This window comes from Sphingobium sp. CECT 9361 (assembly GCF_918741285.1).
Taxonomy (GTDB): domain Bacteria; phylum Pseudomonadota; class Alphaproteobacteria; order Sphingomonadales; family Sphingomonadaceae; genus Sphingobium.
Window position 1 is genome coordinate 36,879 of the sequence record NZ_CAKKNC010000017.1, and the last position, 23,428, is coordinate 60,306.

The 23,428-nt window shown below is 61.6% G+C and carries 22 protein-coding genes; 13 read left to right on the top strand and 9 right to left on the bottom strand.

The window, feature by feature from the left end:
* The first annotated feature begins 98 nt into the window (after positions 1-98).
* A complete protein-coding gene (locus tag LQ220_RS18940) occupies positions 99-1,514 on the top strand; it encodes a helix-turn-helix transcriptional regulator (RefSeq protein ID WP_230189706.1) in 1,416 nt (471 codons plus the stop codon).
* 113 nt (positions 1,515-1,627) lie between these two features.
* Here the strand turns inward: LQ220_RS18940 and gor are convergent, their stop codons facing one another.
* Entirely contained in the window at positions 1,628-2,974 is a 1,347-nt protein-coding gene (gene gor, locus LQ220_RS18945; protein ID WP_230189707.1) for a glutathione-disulfide reductase, read from the bottom strand.
* 82 nt (positions 2,975-3,056) lie between these two features.
* Positions 3,057-4,556, bottom strand: coding sequence for a glucose-6-phosphate isomerase (gene pgi / locus LQ220_RS18950; RefSeq protein ID WP_230189708.1), 1,500 nt, complete (start codon positions 4,554-4,556; stop codon positions 3,057-3,059).
* Positions 4,557-4,719: 163 nt separating this feature from the next.
* Between pgi and lepB the strand changes: the two genes are divergently transcribed.
* From lepB to LQ220_RS18975, 5 genes are all read left to right on the top strand, one after another.
* Positions 4,720-5,544, top strand: coding sequence for a signal peptidase I (lepB, locus tag LQ220_RS18955; protein ID WP_230189709.1), 825 nt, complete (start codon positions 4,720-4,722; stop codon positions 5,542-5,544).
* The gene (rnc, locus tag LQ220_RS18960; RefSeq protein ID WP_230189710.1) at positions 5,544-6,209 is read left to right on the top strand and encodes a ribonuclease III; all 666 of its coding nucleotides are present in this window, start codon (positions 5,544-5,546) and stop codon (positions 6,207-6,209) included. Before lepB ends, rnc begins: the two co-directional genes overlap by 1 nt.
* Before the next feature lie 77 nt (positions 6,210-6,286).
* On the top strand, positions 6,287-6,556 hold the full coding sequence (locus tag LQ220_RS18965) for a GIY-YIG nuclease family protein (RefSeq protein ID WP_230189711.1): 270 nt from the start codon (positions 6,287-6,289) through the stop codon (positions 6,554-6,556).
* Positions 6,557-6,594: 38 nt separating this feature from the next.
* On the top strand, positions 6,595-7,506 hold the full coding sequence (era, locus tag LQ220_RS18970; RefSeq protein ID WP_230189712.1) for a GTPase Era: 912 nt from the start codon (positions 6,595-6,597) through the stop codon (positions 7,504-7,506).
* A 46-nt stretch (positions 7,507-7,552) separates the two neighbouring features.
* Complete coding sequence (locus tag LQ220_RS18975; protein WP_230189713.1) at positions 7,553-8,269, top strand: GGDEF domain-containing protein; 717 nt, start codon at positions 7,553-7,555, stop codon at positions 8,267-8,269.
* Between the two features lie 9 nt (positions 8,270-8,278).
* Here LQ220_RS18975 and topA read toward each other — a convergent pair whose 3' ends face one another.
* The 3 genes from topA to plsY form a co-directional block, all read right to left on the bottom strand.
* The gene (gene topA, locus LQ220_RS18980) at positions 8,279-10,846 is read right to left on the bottom strand and encodes a type I DNA topoisomerase (RefSeq protein ID WP_230189714.1); all 2,568 of its coding nucleotides are present in this window, start codon (positions 10,844-10,846) and stop codon (positions 8,279-8,281) included.
* 92 nt (positions 10,847-10,938) lie between these two features.
* Positions 10,939-12,021 carry a DNA-processing protein DprA gene (gene dprA, locus LQ220_RS18985; RefSeq protein WP_230189715.1) on the bottom strand — a complete coding sequence of 361 codons (1,083 nt, stop codon included), beginning with the start codon at positions 12,019-12,021 and terminating at the stop codon, positions 10,939-10,941.
* A gap of 6 nt (positions 12,022-12,027) precedes the next feature.
* Positions 12,028-12,627, bottom strand: a complete 600-nt coding sequence (gene plsY / locus LQ220_RS18990; RefSeq protein ID WP_230189716.1) for a glycerol-3-phosphate 1-O-acyltransferase PlsY — start codon at positions 12,625-12,627, stop codon at positions 12,028-12,030.
* Between the two features lie 142 nt (positions 12,628-12,769).
* Here plsY and murI point away from each other — a divergent pair, with 142 nt between their 5' ends.
* The 5 genes from murI (at position 12,770) to LQ220_RS19015 (ending at position 17,818) form a co-directional block, all read left to right on the top strand.
* Complete coding sequence (gene murI / locus LQ220_RS18995; protein WP_230189717.1) at positions 12,770-13,573, top strand: glutamate racemase; 804 nt, start codon at positions 12,770-12,772, stop codon at positions 13,571-13,573.
* A gap of 120 nt (positions 13,574-13,693) precedes the next feature.
* Positions 13,694-14,914 carry a 5-aminolevulinate synthase gene (gene hemA / locus LQ220_RS19000; RefSeq protein WP_230189718.1) on the top strand — a complete coding sequence of 407 codons (1,221 nt, stop codon included), beginning with the start codon at positions 13,694-13,696 and terminating at the stop codon, positions 14,912-14,914.
* Positions 14,915-14,965: 51 nt separating this feature from the next.
* Positions 14,966-15,967, top strand: coding sequence for a ligase-associated DNA damage response exonuclease (locus LQ220_RS19005; protein WP_230189719.1), 1,002 nt, complete (start codon positions 14,966-14,968; stop codon positions 15,965-15,967).
* Positions 15,960-17,552, top strand: coding sequence for a cisplatin damage response ATP-dependent DNA ligase (locus LQ220_RS19010; RefSeq protein WP_230189720.1), 1,593 nt, complete (start codon positions 15,960-15,962; stop codon positions 17,550-17,552). Before LQ220_RS19005 ends, LQ220_RS19010 begins: the two co-directional genes overlap by 8 nt.
* A 47-nt stretch (positions 17,553-17,599) precedes the next feature.
* Positions 17,600-17,818, top strand: coding sequence for a DUF1294 domain-containing protein (locus LQ220_RS19015; protein WP_230189721.1), 219 nt, complete (start codon positions 17,600-17,602; stop codon positions 17,816-17,818).
* A gap of 78 nt (positions 17,819-17,896) precedes the next feature.
* Here LQ220_RS19015 and LQ220_RS19020 read toward each other — a convergent pair whose 3' ends face one another.
* From LQ220_RS19020 to LQ220_RS19035, 4 genes are all read right to left on the bottom strand, one after another.
* Entirely contained in the window at positions 17,897-18,454 is a 558-nt protein-coding gene (locus tag LQ220_RS19020; protein WP_230189722.1) for a fasciclin domain-containing protein, read from the bottom strand.
* An 89-nt stretch (positions 18,455-18,543) separates the two neighbouring features.
* Positions 18,544-19,272: an anti-sigma factor gene (locus tag LQ220_RS19025; RefSeq protein ID WP_230189723.1), complete on the bottom strand. Its 729-nt coding sequence runs from the start codon at positions 19,270-19,272 to the stop codon at positions 18,544-18,546.
* Positions 19,265-19,843: a sigma-70 family RNA polymerase sigma factor gene (locus LQ220_RS19030; protein ID WP_230189724.1), complete on the bottom strand. Its 579-nt coding sequence runs from the start codon at positions 19,841-19,843 to the stop codon at positions 19,265-19,267. The genes LQ220_RS19025 and LQ220_RS19030 overlap by 8 nt, the downstream gene beginning before the upstream one ends.
* 31 nt (positions 19,844-19,874) lie before the next feature.
* Positions 19,875-20,849 carry a pyridoxal-phosphate dependent enzyme gene (locus LQ220_RS19035; protein WP_230189725.1) on the bottom strand — a complete coding sequence of 325 codons (975 nt, stop codon included), beginning with the start codon at positions 20,847-20,849 and terminating at the stop codon, positions 19,875-19,877.
* A gap of 59 nt (positions 20,850-20,908) precedes the next feature.
* Here LQ220_RS19035 and LQ220_RS19040 point away from each other — a divergent pair, with 59 nt between their 5' ends.
* Positions 20,909-22,114, top strand: coding sequence for a saccharopine dehydrogenase family protein (locus LQ220_RS19040; RefSeq protein ID WP_230189726.1), 1,206 nt, complete (start codon positions 20,909-20,911; stop codon positions 22,112-22,114).
* A gap of 102 nt (positions 22,115-22,216) precedes the next feature.
* A complete protein-coding gene (locus tag LQ220_RS19045) occupies positions 22,217-23,389 on the top strand; it encodes a carboxynorspermidine decarboxylase (RefSeq protein ID WP_230189727.1) in 1,173 nt (390 codons plus the stop codon).
* Positions 23,390-23,428 lie beyond the last annotated feature (39 nt).

Consider the following 23,428-nt stretch of genomic DNA (forward strand, 5'->3'; position numbering starts at 1 on the left):
GAATTGTGCAGGCTTTTCCCCTTTTCAGTCTTTGCGACAAAGGGCAAATGTGAATTTGCGGATTTGCAAAAGCCGATTTTGCAAACTATTGCGAAGCGATGGCACGAGGCGCACGCATTTTCGCTGGGCAGAAGCTGCGACAGCTTCGGCTCGATCAACGGATGGATCAGGCCGCGATGGCGGCGGTGCTGGCTATATCCGTATCCTATCTCAGTCAGTTGGAGAATGACGACCGGCCGTTGACCGCGAAGGTCAAGGCGGCGTTGGCGAGCGCGTTCCCGCTGGACTGGGCAGCATTCGATGCGCGGGAGGATGAGCAGTTGCTCGGTGCGTTCACCTTCGCGCTGGCGCATCCCGATGTCGCGAGTGGGCCGCTGGAAGCAGAGCGGACCGAGAAACTGCATCTGCAATTTCCGGAATTTGCGGCGCGTTTTGTGGACCTTCACCGCGCCTATAACCGTGCGAATGAGCGGCTGAACATGATGGAGGAAGCGATCGCCAACGACATGGCGACGCAGGCACGGATGCCGTGGGAAGCGGTGCGCGACTGGTTCCATAATGAAGGTAATTACGTCCATGCGCTCGATTGCATGGCGGAGGATTTGTGGGCGGCGCTGTCGGACGGCGGGCGGCTGACCGAAGCGACGCTGATCGCAGCGTTGCAGGACCGTCATGGCGTCGAGACGCGCGTGCAGGAAGCGCGGGACACTGCCTTGCGTGTATACGATGCCGATACGCGGCGGCTGTTCGTCAACGCGGCGTTGCCGCCGGAAAGCCGCAAGTTCATGCTGGCCTATCAACTTGTGATGGCGGAAGGCGCGGCGCTGATTGCCGACATTGCAGCGGGTGCGGGATTGTCTGCGCCGGGGTCGGACAGGCTGCTCACCATCGGGCTGAGCAACTATGCGGCGGGTGCTTTGCTGATGCCCTATGCGCGCTATCGCGAGGCGGCGCGGGAAGTGCGGCACGACATCGATCAGTTGGCACGGCGTTTCGGGGTGAGTTTCGAGCAGGCCTGCCATCGGCTTTCGACACTGCAAAGGCCGGGGATGCGGGGCATTCCGTTCTTCTTCTGCCGCGTCGATATGGCCGGGAACATCACCAAGCGGCACAGCGCCACGCGCTTGCAGTTTGCGCGTTTCGGTGGTGCCTGTCCGCTCTGGATCGTGCATGAGGCGGTGGCGATCCCCGACCGCATATTGGTGCAGCTTGGCGAGACGCCCGATGGGGTGCGCTATGTCTCGATGGCGAAAGGGTTGGTGAAGCCATCGGGCAGCTACGCCCGTGCGCCGCGGCGCTATGCCGTGGTGCTGGGTTGCGAGATCGAACATGCGGGCAATTTCGTCTATGCTGACGGGCTGCAATTGCATGATGAGGCGGCAGCCACGCCGATTGGTGTGACGTGCCGGCTTTGCCCGCGCCAGAGTTGCGACCAGCGCGCCTTTCCGCCTGCGGATCGGCCTATTCGGGTCGATCCGGATAATCGGCAGGTCGTGCCCTATTCGATTGAGTAGGTGTCTGCTTATACCAAACGGTCTTGGCGTTCCCCGGCGAAGGCCGGGGCCCAGTTCGGAGCGTGGAGCTGGACCCAGGCCTTCGCCGGGGGACAACTAAACGGGGGATCGGTTTACTTCAGCAGCACCAACTCCTCGGCCATGCTCGGATGGAGGGCCACGGTATCGTCGAAGTCCTGCTTGGTGAGGCCCGCTTTCACTGCGACCGCTGCCGCCTGCAGTATCTCCGGCGCATCCGGGCCGATCATGTGGAGACCGACGACCTTGTCCGTCGCGGCGTCCACGATCATCTTGTAGAGCGCGCGTTCGTTGCGGTTGGCGAGGACGTTCTTCATCGCGCGGAAGTCTGAGGTGTAGACCTTGACCGTGCCGAGCTTGTTGCGGGCTTCCGCCTCGGTCATGCCGACGGCGCCGATGGGCGGGTGGCTGAACACGGCGGAGGGGATGTTGGTGTAGTCCACCTTGCGCGGGTTGTTGCCGAACACGGTGTCGGCAAAGGCATGGCCTTCGCGGATCGCGACGGGGGTTAGCTGCACGCGGTTGGTTACGTCGCCCACGGCATAGACGCTTTCGCAACTGGTCTTGCTGAATTCATCCACCTTGATCGCGCCCTGATCGTCCAGTTCGACGCCTGCATTTTCCAGACCCAGCCCCTTGCTGTTCGGCTGACGCCCCGTGGCGAAGAGCAGCAGGTCGCAGGCGATGGGATCGCCGCCCTTGATGCGGACGCACAAGGTGCCGTCCTCGTTCTTCTCGATCTTCTCAAACGGCGCGTTGAAGCGGAAGTTGATCCCCTTCACCATGCTGATCTGCAGCAGGCGGTCGCGGATTTGCGTGTCGTAGCCGCGCAGGATCGTGTCGGAGCGATTTACGATAGTCACATGCGCGCCAAATTCGTGGAAGATGCCGGCGAACTCATTGGCGATGTAGCCGCCGCCCGCGATGACGACGCGCTTGGGCATTTCGTCGATGTGGAAGACTTCGTTCGAGGTGATGCCATGCTCGGCGCCTTCGATGTCCGGCACCATCGGCCATGCGCCGGTTGCTACGAGGATATAGCGGGCCGTGACCTTCTCCCCGCTGGCCAGCGCAATTTCATGCGGGCCGGCGATGGTGGCGCGTTCGTGGAAGGTCGTGACGCTGTTGGTGTCGAGCGTCTGTTGGTAGATGCCGTTCAGGCGGTCGACATCGGCCAGCACATTGTCGCGCAAGGTCTTCCAGTTGAAGCCGCATTCGGGAACGTCCCAGCCAAAACGGCGCGCGTCCTTCAGATCCTCGGCGAAATGTGCGCCATAGACGAGCAGCTTTTTTGGCACGCAGCCGCGAATGACGCAGGTGCCGCCGACGCGATATTCCTCGGCCACCGCAACCTTCGCGCCATGCGCTGCCGATATGCGGGCCGCCCGGACTCCGCCAGACCCTGCGCCAATGACGAACAGGTCGTAATCATAATCGCTCATGCAGAATGCTTTCGTTGTTTGATGCGATATGGCGTTGGGTCGGGCGTATTACCAACGGGATTTGCCGATGGCCGTGATCGGATCAGCCGAGTGCCAGGTCGATCAGCGCCATCGTCGAGGGGTCGAAACCGGTCGGGCCATTCTGTTCGATGGACTTGGCTATCTGCTTGCCTAGTTCGACGCCGAACTGATCGAAGGGATTGATGCCCATCAGCGCCGCATTGGCGAAGGTGCGATGTTCATAGAAGGCGATCAGCGCGCCCAGCGCCTGCGGGTTTACGTCATCCAACAGGATCGTGGTGGACGGGCGGTTGCCGGGATAGGCGCGCGCGGGGTCTTCGGCATTGTCCTTGCCCTGCATCAGTGCGGCACCTTGCGCGAAGCAATTGACGAGCAAGGTGCGGTGATGTGCGGGGTCAAGCGCGTGACCCGCCTCGATCGAAGCGATGAACTCGACCGGGACGATATGCGTGCCCTGATGCAATAGCTGAAACACGGCATGTTGCGCATCGGTGCCGACACCGCCCCAGGTGATCGGCGCGGTCGGGCCGTCGACGGGCTGGCCATCGGCGGTCACGCTCTTGCCGTTGCTCTCCATCTCAAGCTGCTGGAGGTAGGAGGGCAGCAGGCGCAGGCGCTCGTCATAGGCGAACACGGCTCGGGTCTGACAGTCCATGACGCGCGCATAATAGAGATCGGCAAAGGCCGCGAGCAGCGGCGCGTTGGCGGTGGGTTCGGCCAGGCGGAAGTGCCGGTCCATAAGGGCGGCGCCTTCCAGCAGGCTTTCGAAAGCATCCCAACCGAGCGCCAGCGCCGCCGGGAAGCCGATGGAGGACCATAGCGAATAGCGCCCGCCGACGCTTTCGTTGAACGGCAGCACGCGGGTTTCATCGACACCCCACTCCATCGCCTTTTCGGGCGCAGCGGTAAGCGCGATGACCTTGCCATAGGGATCGTCGATCCCTGCCTCGACCATCCAGTTGATGGTGCTGGCGGCGTTGAGCATGGTTTCGGTGGTGGTGAAGGTCTTCGACGCGATGGCGAGAATAGTTGCGTGCGGATCGAAGCGATCCAGCGCGGCTTCCAGCGCGGTGCCGTCTACGTTGGAGACGATGGCGACGTCATAGCGTTTTTCATCGCGACCGAGCGCATCGACGATCAGGTTCGGACCGAGCGCCGATCCGCCGATACCGACGTGGATGATGTGCCGCACCGGCCCGAGCGCTTCGGCTTCGATGGCGTCGATCAACGCGCGCATCCGGTTGTGGAACATCTTGGCTGCGGCGACGCTCTCCGGATTGCCTTCGCCGCGTTCGGCGGGATGTTCGGCGGCGCGGCCTTCGGTGTTGTTGATCGCTTCGCCTGCGAACAGCGCGTCGCGCTTGCCCGCAAAATCGCTTTCGACGGCCAGCGTCTGAAACGCTGTCAGCAAGTCGTCCGTCAGGTGCGTCTTGCTCCAGTCGAAGCGGATGGGCCCCACGCTGAGCGTGTGTTTATCGAGACGACCGGCGTCCCTGTCGAAGATGGTTTTCAGTTCGGGGATGGGCTGTGCATGGATGGCGGTCCAGGATGGGCTGGTCATAATGAGTCCTTGCTGGGTGGAAAGGCGTCGCTGCCCCGGCTGCACACCAGGAATCATCGCCTCCATAGCGAAAGGAAGCGCCGCTTGCATAGGGTGTCCCTTGACCTTCGCGATGGGACGACGCAAAGCCGCGAGCGCATAGATGAGGAAGCGACAGACAAGCATGAGCGACAAATCGGAGACGCGGGACTTTTTATGGTTCCTCGCGAAGCTGACGATATTCGTCATCGTGTTGCGCAGCTTCATCATGTCGCCGTTCAACATCCCATCGGAATCGATGCAGCCGCGGCTGTTGATCGGGGATTATCTGTTGGTGGCGAAGTGGCCTTATGGCTATTCGCGATACAGCCTGCCGTTCAGCGTCCCCTTAATCCCCGGCCGCATCTTTGCCTCTCAGCCCGAGCGCGGTGATGTCGTCGTTTTCAAGGCACCGCCAGACCAGAGCAACGATTATATCAAGCGCGTGATCGGCCTGCCGGGCGATCTCATCTCGGTTCAGGGTGGGACGGTCATCCTGAACGGGCAGGCCATCCCGAAGGTGAAGGTGGCAGACTTGGTCATCCCGGCCTCGGCGAACATGATAGCGGCTTCGGAAAAGGACGGTAATCCCTCGCCTTGCTATCGCGTGCAGTTCGAGGAGCGGGAGAAGGACGGATCGCGCATGTGCCGCTATCCGCAGTTCCGTGAGACGCTGCCCAATGGTAAAAGCTACAACGTCCTCGACCTCGATCCCGATGGCGCGGCGGACAATCGCGATACGGTCGTCGTGCCGGAAGGGCGCCTGTTCCTGATGGGCGACAATCGCGACCGTAGCGCGGACAGCCGCTTCCCCGCCGAAGTCGGCGGCGGCATCGGCCTTGTCCCGCAGGAAAATCTGGTGGGGCGGGCGATGATCTCGGTCTTCTCGACCGACGGCAGCGCGCAATGGCTGCTTCCCTGGACGTGGTTCACCGCAGCGCGGTGGAACCGGATCGGCGAAGGCTTCTGATGCGGCCCGATACGGCGGCATGGCTGGAGGCATTGATCGGCCTCTCCCCTGCCCGTCCGGATATGTTCGTGCAGGCACTGACGCATGGCAGCGCAGCGGCGGCGAATTACGAGCGGCTGGAATTTCTGGGCGACCGTGTGTTGGGCGTGGTGGTGGCCGAATGGCTGTTCGAGCATTTTCCGGGTGAGCCGGAAGGCAAACTTTCGCGGCGCTTCAATGCGCTGGTGTCGGGTGAAACCTGCGCCGAAATTGCGCGCGACGTAGGCGTTCCCAAACACATGGTGCTCGGCAAGCAGGCGCGTGACGATGGCGCGATGGACAGCGACAATGTGCTGGGCGACGTGATGGAAGCGATCATCGGTGCGCTGTTCCTCGACGCAGGCATGGACAATGCCAAGGCGCTCGTGCGGCGGCTGTGGGCGGGGCGTGTGGATACGCAGGACTCAGCGCCCAAGCATCCCAAGTCCGCCTTGCAGGAATGGGCCGCCGCCAACCGCCGCCGCCCGCCGGAATATGTGATGACGGGCAAGACGGGACCGCATCACAACCTGCGCTTTGCGGTGACGGTGACGATCCACGGCGTCGGCGACGCATCGGCGGAAGGCACATCGAAGCAGGAAGCCGAGACAGCAGCAGCGAAGGCGATGCTGGAGCGGTTATCCTGACCCCTACCGCGGTTCATCCTGAGCTTGTCGAAGGATCTCGTTTCTTTTAATTTTCAGACAGGGCTTTCTGGACCTACATGCTGCATTGCGCGGATCGCAGCTTTTATGTCGGGCATACAGACGATCTGGAGAAGCGGATTGCCATGCATCAATCCGGCCAGTTGCCGGGATATACCAGCACAAGGTTGCCAGTGAAAATGGTCTGGTCGCAGGCATTTGGCAGCCGCGACGAGGCACTAACGGCCGAACGGCAGATCAAGGGTTGGAGCCGTGCAAAGAAGCTGGCGTTGATCCGGGAAGACTGGCCGCTCATCAGCGCACTCGCGCGCGGACACAAAGAGAAGTAAGCCCTTCGACAAGCTCAGGGCGAACGGAGATTAGAATTTTGAACGAGACAGCCCAAAATCAAACCCGCTGCGGCGTTGTCGCCGTGGTTGGGGCGCCCAATGCGGGCAAGTCGACGCTGGTCAATGCTCTGGTGGGGCAGAAGGTCGCGATTACCAGCCCAAAGGCGCAGACGACGCGGACGCGCGTGATGGGCGTTGCGATCGAGGGGGATGCGCAGCTTATTCTGGTCGATACGCCGGGGATTTTCGAGCCAAAGCGCCGGCTCGACCGGGCGATGGTGCAGGCAGCATGGGGCGGCGCACAGGGCGCGGACCTGATCGCATTGGTGATCGACGGAAAGGCAGGCCTTGGCACCAAGCTGGAGCGTGCTGTCGAAGGGTTGAAGGAGCGCAAGGAACCCAAGCTGCTCATCATCAACAAGGTCGACATCGCGACCAAGGAAAAGCTGCTGGTCCATGCCGAAAAACTGAATGCCGCCGTGGGTTTTGAGGAGATATTCTTCGTTAGCGCCGCGACGGGCGATGGCTTGCCGCAGTTCAAGGCGGCCCTGGCGAAGATGATGCCAGAAGGTCCGTGGCATTTCCCCGAAGATCAGGTGTCGGATGCCACCGACCGGATGCTGGCCGCGGAAATCACGCGGGAGCAATTGTATCATCAGTTACACGCGGAACTGCCCTATGCGGCGGCGGTCGAGACGGAAAAGTATAGCGAGCGTCCCGATGGATCGCTGGAAATCCATCAGCAGATATTGATCGGACGACCGACGCAGCGGGCCATCGTGCTCGGCAAAGGTGGGCAGCGGCTGAAACAGATCGGGTCGCAGGCGCGCGCGGAACTCGCGGCGCTGATCGGGAAGCCGGTGCACCTCTACCTGCATGTGAAGGTCAAGGAAGACTGGGAAAACGACCGCAGCGTGTATCGGGATATCGGGCTGGATTGGGTAGAGTAACCGAGAGTGTAAGCGGATATTTACCTCGAAGCGTTACGCCTTCGAAATGTCCGCTGCGATCCGCATTTTGATAGCCGTCAGCTTTTCCATGCTGGCGACGCTCATCGCGATGTATCTTCTTTCGCGGCTGCCGGGAATGGATGTACCTCTGCAATGGTGGATTTTCGGAGCAGCATGCCCCTTGGTCGTGTCATTTCCGGTGAGTTACCTCTTGATCCGGCAGGGCGACCGAAACCAGATGTTACATACCGAGCTTCGAGCCGCCTTCGCCCAAGCCAAGCATCTTTCCGAAATCGACCAAATGACTGGGCTGCTCAACAGAGCGACGTTTATAAGGTGGGCTTCCGAGCGGTCGAAAGCGTCGTTCGGTGCCGTCCTTCTGATAGATATCGACAATTTCAAGAGCATCAATGACTTATACGGTCACCATGTTGGGGACACAGTCCTGCAAATGGTGGCCGAGACCCTTAAATCCTCCACCAGAAGCACCGATTTGTGCGGCCGTCTGGGCGGAGAGGAATTTGCCGTTCTTCTGCAAAATTGCGACATCGATACCGCGTTGAACATGGCAGAAAGACTGCGGGTCAACGTCAGTGAACTGCAGATTGCACTACCCAATAAGCAGGTCGTAGCACCGACGATCAGCATAGGCGTTGCCACCCAGAATGGCGTGCACCCCTTCCAGGAAACACTGCAGCACGCCGACCGCGCCATGTACCGCGCCAAGAACCAGGGGCGCAATCAGGTACAACTGGCCGCTTGAAATGGTCAGTTAAGTAACGGCAGCCTTTTTGGGTGCCGTCGCTTTTTTAGGAGCGGCCTTCTTCGCGGGTGCTTTCTTGGCCGCTGCTTTCTTAGGCGCTGCTTTCTTCTTGCCCTTCTTGGCAGGTGCTGCGGCGGCGCGGGCGTCGATGAGTTGAGCGGCTTCTTCCAGCGTCAGTTGGTCCTTGTCGACGGTCTTGGGCAGCGTCGCGTTGGTTTCTCCGTCAGTGACGTAAGCGCCGTAGCGGCCTTCCATCAGCTTGATTTCCGCTTCGCTGCGCGGGTGTTTGCCGAGAACCTTGAGCGGTTCGCGACCACCGGCGGCGCGCGGTCCCTTGTTGGCGGCGTCGGCCAGCTTCGCGACGGCGGCGTTCATGCCGGTTTCGAAAATTTCGGCGGTGCCGGACAGCCGCGCATATTTGCCGTCATGGAGCAGATACGGCCCGAAACGCCCGATATTGGCGACGATGGGCAGGCCCGTTTCCGGGTGATCGCCGACGGTGCGCGGGAGGCTGAGCAGCTTCACCGCCCAGTCGAGCGTCAGTTCGCCATCGGGCAAATCCTTCGGGATCGACCCACGCTTGGCCTCCTTGCCTTCGCCCATTTCGATATAGGGACCAAAGCGGCCGCTTTTGCGGATGATGTCCTGCCCGGTTTCAGGATGCTGGCCGAGCGCTTCGGGGCCGGTATCGGCGGCGCCATCGCTGCCCGGCTGACCGAATTTACGGGTGAATTTGCATTCCGGATAGTTGGAGCAAGCGATGAACGCGCCGAAGCGTCCGCCGCGCAGCGACAATTTGCCATCGGCGCACAGCGGGCAAGCGCGCGGATCGGTGCCGTCCGCCTTGGCCGGGAACAGCATGGGTTCGAGGAATTTGTCGAGCTCAGCGGTGATGTCGGAAGGCTTCTGCTCCATGACTTCCAGCGTCTTGGGCTTGAAGTCTTTCCAGAAGGCTTCAAGTACGGCCTGCCACTGCGCGCGGCCGCCGGAGACGTCATCGAGTTCGTCTTCCATGCCTGCCGTGAAGTCGTAGCTCACATAGCGTTCGAAGAAGCGTTCGAGGAAAGCGGTGACGAGGCGTCCGCTTTCTTCGGCAAAGAAGCGGTTCTTTTCGATCCGCACATAGTCGCGGTCCTTGAGCGTCTGGAGCGTCGAGGCGTAAGTCGATGGGCGACCGATGCCGAGCTCTTCCAGACGCTTGACGAGGCTCGCTTCGCTGTAGCGTGGCGGCGGCTGCGTGAAATGCTGTTCGGCGTTGACGGCCTTTTTCGCGGGCACATCGCCTTGCGACAGACGGGGCAACAGCTTGCCGTCTTCGTCTTCGCTATCGTCGCGGCCTTCTTCGTAGAGCGCGAGGAAGCCGGGGAAGATTACGACCTGCCCGGTGGCGCGCAGGGTGTGGCTGCCGCTGCCGTCGGTCATGTCGATGGTGGTGCGCTCCATGCGGGCGGATGCCATCTGGCTGGCGAGTGCGCGCTTGAAGACGAGGTCGTAGAGGCGCGCATGGTCGCCGGAGCCGACTTTGTCGCGGGTAAATTCGGTCGGACGAATGGCTTCATGCGCTTCCTGTGCATTCTTTGCCTTCGTCTGATACATGCGTGGTTTTTCAGGAAGATAGCCGCCGTCATAGCGATCCGATATCGCCTTGCGTGCGGCGGAAATGGCGCTGTGGTCCATTTGTACGCCGTCGGTACGCATGTAGGTGATCGCGCCGTCTTCGTAGAGCTGCTGCGCGATCCGCATGGTGTGGCTGGCGGAGAAGCCCAGCTTGCGAGCGGCTTCCTGCTGGAGCGTCGAGGTTGTGAACGGCGGCGGCGGATTGCGGGTGAGCGGCTTGGTCTCGACCGTCTGAACGGTGAAGCGGCCCGCTTCGACATCGGCCTTGGCGGCGAGTGCGTCGCCTTCCTTGCCGATGCTGAGGCGCTCGATCTTCTCGCCCTTCCAGCGGATGAGGCGCGAGGTGAACGCTACGCCGCCCTGCTCCATGTCGGCGGAGACGGACCAATATTCCTGCGCGGTGAAGCTCTCGATCTCGCGTTCGCGCTCGACAATGAGGCGCAAGGCAACTGACTGCACACGCCCCGCCGATTTGGCACCCGGCAGCTTGCGCCAGAGCACTGGCGAAAGGGTGAAGCCGACGAGATAGTCGAGCGCGCGGCGGGCGCGATAGGCGTCGATCAGATCCTCGTCGAGCGCGCGGGGATGCGCCATGGCGTCGAGCACAGCCGCCTTTGTGATGGCATTGAAGGTTACGCGGTCAACCACTTGCGGCAGCGCCTTTTTCGCGCGCAGCACTTCCTGCACATGCCAGCTTATGGCTTCGCCTTCGCGGTCAGGGTCAGTCGCGAGGATGAGGCGCGTAGCTTGCTTGGCGGCATCGGTGATCGCCTTCAACTGGCGCGCCTTGTCGCCGTAATTTTCCCACGACATCGCAAAACCGTCGTCGGGGTTCACCGATCCATCCTTGGGCGGCAGATCTCGGATGTGACCATAGGACGCCAGGACATGGAAATCCCCGCCCAGATACTTCTCGATGGTCTTCGCCTTGGCCGGCGACTCTACAATGACAAGCTGCATGATGCTGTCGAAAACCCCTGTTGAATCGTTCTCTCACGTATACGCGCGAGTTTGGGTGTGGAAATTGAGAACCGTCAAGCGGCCATTATGGGTCATTCGCGCAGGCTGACGCGCCCGCCTGCATGGCGTTCGGCACGTCCGGCCAGTTCAAGTTCGAGGAGGACGGTCTGCACCAGCGCCGGGGCTATGCCCGACTGGCGGATGAGTTCATCGACCGGGACCGGGACGGGGCCGAGCAGATCGACGATGCGGCGGCGGTCGGAATCGCTGGCGTCGGCGGGTGGCGCAGCGGTGAAGGGATCGGAGGGCTGGCGGAACATCGATCCGTGGATGGGGCCGATGGCTTCCAAAATGTCCGCGACCGATTGCACGAGGATCGCGCCTTCGCGGATCAGTTGATTGCATCCCTGCGCACGGGGGTCGAGCGGGGAGCCGGGGACCGCCATGACGTCACGCCCTGCCTCCCCCGCCAGCCGCGCGGTGATGAGCGAGCCGGACTTCGGCGCTGCCTCGACTACGACCGTGCCGACCGAAAGACCCGCGATGATGCGGTTGCGCGAGGGGAAATGGCGCGCGAGCGGTTGGGTGCCGGGCGGCTGTTCGGCGAGGAGCAGGCCGCGCTGAGCGACCTGTTCCTGCAGTGCTTCGTTTTCCGGAGGGTACGCAATGTCGATGCCGCTGGCGATGACGCCGATCGTGCCGCCATCGATCGATCCCTGATGCGCTGCGGTGTCTATGCCGCGCGCCAGACCGGAAACCACGGTGACGCCCTCCGCCGCTAGCCCCTGCCCCAGCATCCGTGAGAAGCGGCAGGCAGCAGCGGAGGCATTGCGCGCGCCGACCATGCCGACGCAACGGCGCTTCGCCAGTGACAGATCGCCGCGATAGATGAGCGCGGGCGGGGCCGTTTCCATTTCGGCCAGCAATGCCGGGTAATCGGGTTCGCCGATGAAGACGTAAAATGCGCCAAGGGATTGGGTGCGTTCGACTTCGCGCAGGATGAGAGCGGGTTCGGCCAAGCGCGGAGGGCGGCCTCCACCCCGCGCGGCAAGATCCGGGATCGCCGCCAGCGCGGCTGTGGCCGAGCCGAAGCGCGCGATGAGCTGACGATAGGTTATGGGACCGATCTGCGCCGAGCGGATCAGGCGCAGGCTATCCAGACGGGAATGCTCCAACGTATCTCAGCCCTTCTTGCCGACCTTCGGCTCGGTGCCCGCCAACAGTCGCCTTATATTGGCGCGGTGACGCCACAGGACGATAGCGGCCATTCCCGCGAAGGCCTGAGCAAGCATAGGATGCCCCGCTACTAGCGCGCCTATAGGGGCGCTAATCGCTGCCGCCATGCCCCCAACCGAGGACCAGCGCAGGATCAGGAGCGCGCCGATCCACACGGCCGCGAACAGCAGGCCGCTGGGCCAGTGCAGCGCGAGAACCACGCCCATCATCGTAGCAACGCCCTTGCCCCCGGCAAAGCGTAGCCAGATGGGGTAGCAATGGCCGATGAACGCCATCACGCCGCCGACGACGGTGCCGTGCGCCGGATCGATCATGCCGCCGATGGCGACTGCGCCAGCCCCTTTGGCCAGGTCCAGAAGCAGCGTCAGCGCCGCCAGTCCCTTGCGCCCTGTGCGCAGGACATTGGTAGCGCCGATGTTGCCGGACCCGATCTGACGAAGGTCGCCTGCGCCCGAAAAGCGGGTGAGGAGCAAGCCGAAGGGGATCGAACCCAACACATATCCGACAAGTGCAGAGAGAATTGGCGCGAGCCAGAGCGATGGCATGAAAAGGTCCCCTTGGTACGTCCCAATCATAAACGGCAGCGCAGCAGGGGCAAGTCGCGTTTCCACGTTTTGCGCACAGGATGACGGGTTCGCCATCGGCACGCGGTTGACTTCCTAAGCCCGGCAAGGGAATTGAACGAGCATGACTGTATCGCCTGACGCCCCTGTCCTCTTTTTCGATTCCGGTGTCGGCGGCTTGTCGATTCTTGCGCCCGCCCATGCGCTCCTGCCAACCATGCCGGTCGTTTACGCTGCCGACTCCGCTGGATTTCCTTATGGGACGAAGAGCGAAGCGGAGATTGCGGCGCGGGTGCCTGCGCTGCTCGGTCGCCTTGTCGAGCGTTATCGCCCGCGTCTTGTGGTAATCGCCTGCAATACGGCATCGACCATCGCTCTGTCGGTGGTGCGCGCTGCGCTGGATGTGCCGGTGGTGGGCACTGTCCCGGCGATCAAGCCCGCCGCCGAGCAATCAATCGAGCGCGTCATCGGCGTGCTTGGCACTGACGCCACCGTGCGCCAACCTTATGTGGATCGGCTGGCGGCGGAACATGGCGCGGACTGTACCGTGCTGAGGCACGGATCGGCGGCGCTGGTGGCGCTTGCCGAAGCGAAGCTGCGAGGAGAGACGCTCGATCCGGCGGTGGCGCGCGATGCCTTGGCGGGATTGCTCGATCAGCCCGGCGGGGAGCGGATGGACGTTGTTGTGCTGGCTTGCACGCACTTTCCGCTTTTGCTGGATGAACTACGCGCCGCCAGCCCCCGCGAACTGGCTTTCGTCGATGGCGGACCGGGCATCGCGCGGCGGATCGCCTATCTTACTCAGGGACAGGCATGGCCGGACGCACAGCCCGATGGCGTCGCCGTATTTACGCGGGTCGATGCCGACACGGAAGCGTTGCGACCTGCGCTGCTATCATACGGATTAACACGTATCGACGCGCTATAAAGCGCCGGGACGATTGGAGTGATCGGAAAACTCCCACTTTTGCGAACGGTTATCGCTGGTAAATCGCTCGCACCCTGTCTAAACGGCGGCCCTAGTCAATGCAGCAGTCGGGACGACGCCGTGAACTACAAACATATCTTCAGCCAGGCTATCGACCGCTTGCACAGTGAAGGCCGCTATCGGGTCTTCATCGATATTTTGCGGAACAAGGGGAATTTCCCCAACGCGCGCTGCTTCCATGGCCATAACGGGCCGAAGCCGATTACGGTGTGGTGCTCCAACGACTATCTCGCCATGGGCCAGCATCCCAAGGTCGTTTCCGCGATGGAAGAAGCGCTGCACGATGTCGGCGCTGGGTCTGGCGGCACGCGCAATATCGGCGGCAACACGCATTATCATGTCGATCTGGAAGGCGAACTGGCCGACCTGCATGGCAAGGAAGGCGCACTGCTCTTCACCAGTGGCTATGTGTCGAACGAAGCGACGCTTTCGACGCTGGCCAAGCTGCTTCCGGGTTGCATCATCTATTCCGATGAACTGAACCACGCATCTATGATTGCGGGCATTCGCAATTCGGGCTGCGAGAAGCAGGTGTTCCGTCACAACGATGTCGAACATCTGCGCGAATTGCTCGAAGCGTCGGACCCCGAAGCGCCCAAGCTGATCGCCTTCGAAAGCGTCTATTCGATGGACGGCGATGTCGCGCCGATCGATGCGTTTTGCGATCTGGCGGATGAATTCAATGCGCTGACCTATCTCGATGAAGTGCATGCTGTGGGCATGTACGGTCCGCGCGGTGGCGGCATTTCGGATCGCGACGGCGTTGCGCATCGGTTGACGATCATCGAAGGGACGCTCGGCAAGGCGTTCGGCGTGATGGGCGGCTATATCGCGGCCGATCAGATGATCATCGACGTGATCCGCAGCTATGCGCCCGGGTTCATCTTCACGACTTCGCTTTCGCCTGTGCTGGTGGCCGGTGCGCTGGCTAGCGTGCGGCACCTCAAAGCATCGAGCGAAGAGCGCAACGGGCAACAGGCGGCTGCCGCGACGCTCAAGAATCTGATGAGCGAAGCTGGTTTGCCGGTGATGCCGTCGGTCACGCACATCGTTCCGCTGATGGTCGGTGATCCGATCAAAGCCAAGAAGATCAGCGACATTCTGCTCGCCGAATATGGCGTCTATGTGCAGCCGATCAATTACCCGACGGTCCCGCGCGGCACGGAGCGGCTGCGCTTTACGCCCGGTCCTGCGCATGATGAAGCGATGATGCGCGATCTGGTGTCGGCTTTGGTGGAAATCTGGTCACGCATGGAATTGCAACTGGCCGAGGCGGCCTAAATTCCAGCCCCTCTTGCGGAACCTAACATTGCTCTCCCATCTTGAGAGGGCATGTCATCCGTTCCCCATTGGATAGAGCCGCACCCGACCGGCATCTATGTTCGCCCCGCAGATGCGTGGATCGACCCCAGCCAGCCGCGTGATCGCGCGCTGGTAACCCATGGTCATGCCGATCATGCGCGCGGCGGTCATGGGCATGTGTGGGCGACGCGCGAGACATTGGCGATCATGGGTCTGCGCTATGGGACAGCGGATGGCACCCCGCTGGCCTATGACGAGACGTTCACGCTGGGCGATGTGACCATTCGCTATGTGCCTGCGGGGCATGTGCTGGGTTCAGCGCAGATCGTGCTGGAACATGCAGGCGAGCGGGTAGTGGTGACGGGCGATTATAAACGCCGCAGCGATCCCACCTGCCCCGCTTTCGTGCCGGTGCCGTGCGATATCTTCGTGACCGAGGCCACATTCGGACTGCCCGTATTCCGCCATCCCGATACGGGGAGCGAAATGGACCGGCTGCTGGGCGCACTTCATGCCCATCCGGAGCGATGCGTGCTGGTGGGCGCTTATGCGCTGGGCAAGGCACAACGGATCATTTGCGAACTGCGCGCGCGGGGGCATCATGACGCCATCTATATCCACGGCGCGATGGAGAAAATGTGCGCGCTGTATCAGGATTTCGGCGTCGAGATGGGCGAATTGCGACCCGCCGCTGGTGTCGCGGCGAAGGACATGCGTGGGCATGTCGTGATATCCCCGCCCTCGGCGCTGAACGACCGGTGGAGCCGTCGGCTGCCCGATCCCATCACTGCCATGGCGTCAGGCTGGATGCGGGTGCGGCAGCGCGCGCGTCAACGCAACGTCGAGTTGCCGCTGGTGATATCGGACCATGCCGACTGGGACGAACTGACAGCGACGATCCGCGAAGTCGCGCCGACCGAGACATGGGTGACGCATGGGCGGGAAGAGGCACTCGTTCACTGGTGCCAGATGCACCAGATGAAGGCACGCGCGCTGGCGCTGGTCGGGCGTGAGGATGACGACGATGCGTGAGTTTGCGCAACTGCTCGATGGGCTGGTCTACACGCCATCGCGCAATGGCAAGCTGCTGCTGATCGGCGAGTATATGAAGCGGACGGTCGATCCCGACCGAGGCTGGGCATTGGCGGCGTTGACCGGAAACCTCGACCTGAAAGCGGTCAAATCCTCTGCCATTGGCGAAATGATCCGGGGGCGGGTCGATCCGGTGCTGTATGAGATGAGCCGGGATTATGTAGGCGATATGGCGGAGACGGTATCGCTGCTCTGGCCCTCGTCCGATGCAGCGGATGTCGATGACGGCACTCTGACGCTGGATGTCGTCGTGCAGCGGCTATCAAATGTGAAACGCGCAGAGGCATCCGCCATGCTGGCCGAAATGATGGATCATCTCGACATCAGCGGACGGTTTGCGGTGCTTAAGCTGGCGACGGGCGGGCTACGCGTCGGCGTGTCTTCGCGGCTTGCCAAGACCGCATTGGCACAGGCGTTCGATGTGCCGGTCGACGATATCGAGGAGAGCTGGCACGCGCTAACGCCGCCCTACGCCACGTTGTTCGACTGGCTCGAAGGGCGGAGCGGCCGGCCCGATCCGGCAGGTACGCCGTTCTTCCGTCCGTTCATGCTGGCTCATCCTTTGGAAGAGGCGAGTGTCGATCTGAAGGATTATGCCGCCGAATGGAAATGGGACGGCATCCGCGTGCAGATCGTCGGCACGGAGGGCGAGACGCGGCTCTACAGCCGTGCGGGTGACGACATCACCGGCAGCTTCCCCGACGTGGCCGATGCTTTCAGCGGGCATGGCGTGCTGGACGGCGAGCTACTGGTTAAGGGCGATGTACAGGGCGCTGAGGCGCATGGTGGCGCGGCGGCGAGCTTCAACGCCTTGCAACAGCGGTTGGGCCGCAAGGCGGTGTCGGGCAAGATGCTGGGTGAGTTCCCAGCCTTCGTGCGGCTCTACGATCTGCTGCTCGACGGAGAGGAGGATTTGCGGGCGCTGCCGTGGACGGAACGGCGCAAACGGCTGGAGGCCTTCATGCCGTCACTGGATCCGTCACGTTTCGATCTGTCTGCCGTGATCGACGCGAAGGATTTCGAGGCCTTGGGCGAAATCCGCGCAGGTGCGCGTGACGCAGCGATCGAGGGCGTCATGCTCAAGCGACGCGACAGTCCCTATGTCACCGGGCGACGCGCAGGCCTCTGGTATAAATGGAAGCGCGATCCGCTGACCGCCGATTGCGTGATGATGTATGCGCAGCGGGGGCATGGAAAGCGTTCGTCCTATTATTCGGACTACACCTTTGGATGCTGGACAGAGGATGGCGAATTGCTGCCGGTGGGCAAAGCCTATTCCGGGTTTACCGACGAGGAACTCAAAGGGCTGGACCGTTTCGTGCGGAGCAACACCGTCAACCGCTTCGGCCCGGTGCGCGAGGTGGAAAAGACGCTGGTGCTCGAAGTCGCGTTCGATTCGGTCCATGAAAGCAAACGGCACAAGTCGGGACTGGCGATGCGCTTTCCGCGTATCTCGCGCATCCGGCGCGACAAGCCAGCAGCGGAGGCGGATATGATTGCGACATTGCGAAAGCTCGTCATCTGAGCGCGTGGGCCATTATACCGGCATTCTTGTTACTGAACGCATGGACGATGCTGCGTTTCTGGCAAGACAAGCAGCGAGCGATAAACGGTAGACGCCGAATTGCGGAATCTGACTTGCTGGGTTTGGCAATTATCGGCGGATCGGTGGGAGCATTGTTAGCCAGGCAAATGTTCCGTCATAAAACGCGAAAAGAACCCTTTTCCACCTACCTACTTCTGGTCCTTGTCGCTCAGATCGGCGGACTCATCGGATGGTTTTTACTCTGATCACCGTAAAGCCCGCCGACGGGGGGAATGATCGGCGGGCTCGCAGCAATCTTACGGTAGAAAATCCGTCGATCAGGTTCAGGGCATCAGAACCGTATCGACAACGTGGATCACGCCGTTCGACTGCATGACGTTGGGGATGGTGATCTTCGACTTGCCGCCCTTGGCGTCCGTCAGATACCAGCCGCCGTTTTCCTTGGCGACCGAGAGGGTTTCACCCTGCACGGTGGTCAGCATGGCTTTGCCACCATTGGCCTTGGCCAGCTTTTCGATGTCCATCGCCGTCAGGCGACCGGGGACGACGTGGTATGTCAGAATCGTGGTCAGCGTCGCCTTGTTCTCAGGCTTCACCAGCGTTTCGACGGTGCCGGTAGGGAGCTTGGCAAAGGCCGCATTGGTCGGCGCGAAGACAGTGAACGGTCCAGCGCCCTTGAGCGTATCGACCAGACCAGCGGCCTGCACCGCTGCGACGAGGGTGGTGTGGTCCTTCGAATTGACAGCGTTATCGACGATGTCCTTGGTTGGATACATTGCTGCACCACCGACCATCGGGTTCTTGGCCGAAGCGACGGTGCCGCCGGCGAGCAGCATGGCCCCGGCAAGGGACAGGGATAGCTTTGAAAGGGTGATTTTCATAACGGGAGGCGTCCTTCCTACATTGGCACGCCGGGTTTGCCGGGTGCTGCACAGTTACGCGCGAACAGTGGGAAAGGATGCAGAGGCGGTCAGATAATCGAAATCTTTCCTGCCGCGACTGGCGCGCTGCTTGGCGCGGCATGAGGTGCCGTCGCAGCGGGCTCCATCGTGATTGCCAGAGTGACTCCGTTTTCCAGCATCGCCCGCATCTTGGGCGAGACGGCCATGCGCGTGGTGCCCCTCGCGGAAATCATGCCCAGCGAACGGGGCTTGCCATCTGCAGGTATCACCCAGAGTTCCGGGGCCAGATCGCCTTGCGGTAGATTTTCCGCACGCAGGTTGAGTTGCGCGGTCGTCTCGTCATAGCGCGCGGCGACGAGCATATTGCTCCCCTGTCCGACCATCTGCGCAACGGCCATCTGATTGGCGGGTGCTGCCTGCACGATTTGCGGAGGAAGCGACGCCGGGGGGCGGAAGAGCAGAACGAACGCCAGCGACGCAGCCAGTGCACCCGACACAAGTGCGCTGGCACGCCAGACTCGCAATTGACGTGTCACGCCCGATGCCACCGTTGCCTTCGGTTCGATCTGCGCGGCAATGCCTGCCCAGACTTCCAACGATGGACGGTGTTCGGCAAAATCATGGTGCAAGGGCGCGAGGCGTCGCTCCCATGCCGTCACGTCCGCAGCGAAAGCCGGGTCGGACAGTTGCAACCGCAGCGCCTCTGCGCGCTCCGCACCCGTCAACAGCCCAAGCGCGAGTTCACTAGCCAGCGCATCGCGTTCTTCGGGCGTCATCGGGGCGGATGGCTCAGTCATCGCCAAGGCATCCTTTCAACCGCTGCAGGCCGCGACGCATCCAGCTTTTCATCGTCCCCAAGGGGACGTCCATACGCGCCGACAGGTCCGCATAAGTCAGCCCATCGAAGAATGCCGCGCGAATGGCCGTCGCCTGCCGCTCTTCGAGCGTATCGATGCACTGATGGATGCGCGTGGTTTCCTGATCCTGTTCGATAGTCTGATCCGCACGCATCCGGGTATCGGCAATCGCGAAAGCGGCTTCTTCCGGCGCAGTCGCCACGCGGCCTGACGCACGGCGCCAGTCAATGGCGGAATTGCGGGCAATCGCGCACAGCCAGGTAATCGGACTGGCCCGCCCTGCATCGAACCGCCCCGCGCGGTTCCACACCTTGATATACACATCCTGCAATATGTCCTCCGCCGCATCGCGATCATTGGAGATACGCAGGCAAATTCCAAATAGTTTCGCAGACGTCATATCGTAGACTTGGCGGAGTGCCGCGCGATCCTGTTGCGCGACCGCCTGCAGCGCGTCGATCAGTTTGCTGCGTGCCGCGTCCGGGCCGGATGATGGCTCTGCCGTGCTCACGGTCGCAACACTAGCGGCGGTGGGCAGCTTATCAAGCGCCTATCATCGCTGCGTAGGTCGGAAGATCGACATTGCGGCCGGACAGGGTGATCACGGTGGTGCCATCGACCTGCGCCTTTCCGGCCAGCACGGCGGCCAGCGCGACCGCGCCGCCGGGTTCGAGCACGAGGCCAAGCGACGTCATGGCGAGGCGCATGGCGGCGGCGACCTCTGCTTCGGTAACGGCAACCCCTGTCGCGCCGCGCCCGTGGAGGATGTCGAAGGTCAGCGGCGCTATTCGCAGCGTTTGAAGTGCATCGCAGCGTGTCGGCGGAGGATTGGGACCGACGGGCACGATATGCCCCTGCCGTAGCGACTCCCCGAAATCGTCCCAGCCTTCCGGTTCGACGACGGTGATCTGCGTATCCGGCAATGCCAGCGCGCAGCCGCTGGCCAAACCGCCGCCGCCGCAACAGATTACCATGCGCGTGGGGCGTTTTTCGGTCATCGCTTCGAGCTGGTCGGCGGCTTCGATGGCGACGCTCCCCTGCCCCTCGACCACCCAGGGATCGTCAAAGCTGGGTACGAGGATCGCACCATGCTCATCGGCCAGTTTGACGGAGATCGCTTCGCGGCTTTCGGTCATCCGGTCATAGGTTACAACATTGGCGCCCAGCGCGCGGGTTGCGTCGACCTTTGCCTGCGGGGCATCGGCGGGCATGACGATGGTGGCGGTCATGCCGAGCCGCCGCGCGCTCCAGGCGATGCCTTGGGCGTGGTTACCGGAAGAGAAAGCGACGACGCCCCCTGCCCGCTCTGCTTCGGACAGGTCCGACAGGCGATGCCACGCCCCGCGAATCTTGAACGCGCCAATGGGTTGAAGCGATTCGGCCTTGCACCAGATCGTGCGTCCGTAGATCTCCAGCGGCAACAATGGCGTGGGCGGAAGGATCGCTGCGATCTTTTCCGCAGCGCGCAGGACGCCTTCCCGATCCGGCGTTCTGATGGTGTGACTTTGCGCTGTCATGGTTCATCCCTATATGGGCGCATTCGCGCGGATTCCGCGTCCAAGCATGGAGCATAGAATTGAGCAAGGTCCTTGTCATCGGCGCTGGTGGCGTCGGCTCGGTAGCCGTTCACAAAATGGCTATGAACGCTGATATTTTCACCGATATTACATTGGCGAGCCGCCGCGTGGCGAAATGCGATGCCATCGCCGAATCGGTAAAGACGCGCACGGGCGTGACGATCAAGACCGCGCAAGTCGATGCCGACGATATAGACGCCACCGCCGCGCTGATCGCGCAGGTTCAGCCCAAGCTCGTCGTCAACCTCGCGCTGCCCTATCAGGATCTGTCGATCATGGAAGCGTGCCTGAAAACCGGCGTGCATTACATGGACACCGCCAATTACGAACCGCGCGACGAAGCCAAGTTCGAATATCACTGGCAGTGGGCGTATCAGGAACGCTTCAAGCAGGCTGGCCTGATGGCGCTGCTCGGATCGGGTTTCGACCCCGGTGTAACGAGCGTGTTCGCGACCTATCTCAAAAAGCATCATCTCGACACCATCGAGACACTCGACATTCTCGATTGCAATGGGGGCGATCACGGCCAGCATTTTGCCACCAACTTCAACCCGGAAATCAACATCCGCGAAGTGACCGCCGTGGCGCGGCATTGGGAAAATGGTGACTGGGTGGAAACACCGCCCTTGTCGCACAAGCAGACGTTCGACTTCGATCAGGTCGGGCCGAAGAACATGTACCTCATGTATCATGAGGAAATCGAATCGCTGAAAACGCACCTGCCGGAGATCAAGCGCATTCGTTTCTGGATGACCTTCGGCGGCGCGTATCTCAAGCATCTCGAAGTGTTGCAGAATGTCGGCATGACGCGGATCGATCCGGTCATGTACGAAGGCAAGGAAATCATCCCGCTGCAGTTCCTGAAGGCCGTGCTGCCCGAACCATCATCGCTGGGCGTGACGACCAAGGGCAAGACCAACATAGGCGACATCGCCACGGGCAAGAAGGATGGCGTGGAAAAGACGTTCTACATCCTCAACGTCTGCGACCATGAAGAAGCCTATGCCGAAACCGGCAATCAGGCGGTGAGTTACACCACCGGCGTTCCCGCCATGATCGGCGCGGCGATGGTGCTGACCGGTGCATGGTCGGGCGCCGGCGTATTCAACATGGAGCAGTTCGATCCCGATCCCTTCATGGACATGCTGAACACGCAGGGCTTGCCGTGGCAGGTCAAGGAACTGGACGCGCCGCTGGCGTTTTAATTTATAGCGTCACCCCAGCGAAAGCTGGGGTCTCGTGCCGCCAGCTTGTACGCAATCGCTTGAGACCCCAGCCTTCGCTGGGGTGACGGGAGTATCTTCATTATGGAAACCCGCGCCGGTGATCCCGGAGCCTTTGCGCATTTCGACCTGCATCGCGTACCTTCGCCCAGCTTCGTGGTGGATGAAGTCGCGGTGCGGCGCAATCTGGCGATCCTGAAGGATGTGCGCGACCGGGCGGGCATCAAGGTGTTGGGCGCGCTCAAGGCATTTTCCATGTGGTCGCTGGGCGGCGTGATCGGGGAATATCTCGATGGCGTCTGCACGTCGGGTCTCTACGAGGCGCGTCTCGGTAGCGAGGAATATAAAGGCGAGATCGCGACTTATTGCGCGGGATACAAGGCCGAAGATCTGCCCGAAATCCTGCGCATTTCCGACCACGTCATTTTCAACAGCCCGTATCAGATCGCCCGGTTCATGCCGCAGATAGAGGCAGCGCGTCACGCCGGGCAAGTGTTCGACATCGGCCTGCGCATCAACCCGCTCCATGCCGAGGGGGAAGTTGCGAAATACGATCCCTGTCAGCCGCACAGTCGGCTCGGCTTTCCAATCGACCAGTTGAAGCCGGAGCATCTGAACGGGGTGTCAGGCCTGCATTTTCATACATTGTGCGAGCAGGATTTTGTGCCGTTGGAGCGTACATGGCGCGCCGTAGAGCCATATATTTCGCCCTATTTCGGGCAACTCACCTGGCTCAACTTCGGTGGTGGACATCACATCACCCGAGCCGATTATCAGCGCGATTCGCTGGTGGAATTTTTGCAGCAGATCAAGCTTGAGACGGGCTTGACGTTGTATCTCGAACCCGGCGAAGCGATGGCGCTGGATGCAGGCATATTAGTGGGTGAAGTGTTGGATGTTGTCGACAACGGCATGGCGGTGGCGATCACCGACATCTCCGCGACATGCCATATGCCCGATGTGATCGAAGCGCCCTATCGCCCTGCGATGCTGCACGAACGCGCCAATGGGCCACAGGTCCGTCTGGGCGGCCCGTCATGCCTGGCCGGGGATATCATCGGCGATTATCGCCTTCCCTGCACGGCTGAGCCGGGTGCACGGATCGCTTTCCTCGATCAAGCGCATTATTCCATGGTAAAGACCAATATGTTCAACGGTGTGCCCTTGCCGAGCATATATTTGTGGAACAGCGATAGCGACGAACTCAAGGAAATCCGCAGTTTTGGCTACGCGGATTTCAAGTCCAGGCTTTCATGACAGTTTAATTACAAGTTTTTTTATACAACGGCTTTACAG

Coding starts and splice junctions, on each gene's coding strand:
- murI (WP_230189717.1), top strand. CDS start 12,770: ATGACTGTATCGCCTGACGCCCCTGTCCTCTTTTTCGATTCCGGTGTC.
- LQ220_RS19005 (WP_230189719.1), top strand. CDS start 14,966: ATGTCATCCGTTCCCCATTGGATAGAGCCGCACCCGACCGGCATCTAT.
- lepB (WP_230189709.1), top strand. CDS start 4,720: ATGAGCGACAAATCGGAGACGCGGGACTTTTTATGGTTCCTCGCGAAG.
- LQ220_RS19045 (WP_230189727.1), top strand. CDS start 22,217: ATGGAAACCCGCGCCGGTGATCCCGGAGCCTTTGCGCATTTCGACCTG.
- LQ220_RS19015 (WP_230189721.1), top strand. CDS start 17,600: ATGCTGCGTTTCTGGCAAGACAAGCAGCGAGCGATAAACGGTAGACGC.
- pgi (WP_230189708.1), bottom strand. CDS start 4,556: ATGACCAGCCCATCCTGGACCGCCATCCATGCACAGCCCATCCCCGAA.
- gor (WP_230189707.1), bottom strand. CDS start 2,974: ATGAGCGATTATGATTACGACCTGTTCGTCATTGGCGCAGGGTCTGGC.
- plsY (WP_230189716.1), bottom strand. CDS start 12,627: ATGCCATCGCTCTGGCTCGCGCCAATTCTCTCTGCACTTGTCGGATAT.
- LQ220_RS19020 (WP_230189722.1), bottom strand. CDS start 18,454: ATGAAAATCACCCTTTCAAAGCTATCCCTGTCCCTTGCCGGGGCCATG.
- LQ220_RS18940 (WP_230189706.1), top strand. CDS start 99: ATGGCACGAGGCGCACGCATTTTCGCTGGGCAGAAGCTGCGACAGCTT.
- LQ220_RS19025 (WP_230189723.1), bottom strand. CDS start 19,272: ATGACTGAGCCATCCGCCCCGATGACGCCCGAAGAACGCGATGCGCTG.
- LQ220_RS19035 (WP_230189725.1), bottom strand. CDS start 20,849: ATGACAGCGCAAAGTCACACCATCAGAACGCCGGATCGGGAAGGCGTC.
- LQ220_RS18965 (WP_230189711.1), top strand. CDS start 6,287: ATGCTGCATTGCGCGGATCGCAGCTTTTATGTCGGGCATACAGACGAT.
- topA (WP_230189714.1), bottom strand. CDS start 10,846: ATGCAGCTTGTCATTGTAGAGTCGCCGGCCAAGGCGAAGACCATCGAG.
- LQ220_RS19010 (WP_230189720.1), top strand. CDS start 15,960: ATGCGTGAGTTTGCGCAACTGCTCGATGGGCTGGTCTACACGCCATCG.
- LQ220_RS18975 (WP_230189713.1), top strand. CDS start 7,553: ATGTCCGCTGCGATCCGCATTTTGATAGCCGTCAGCTTTTCCATGCTG.
- rnc (WP_230189710.1), top strand. CDS start 5,544: ATGCGGCCCGATACGGCGGCATGGCTGGAGGCATTGATCGGCCTCTCC.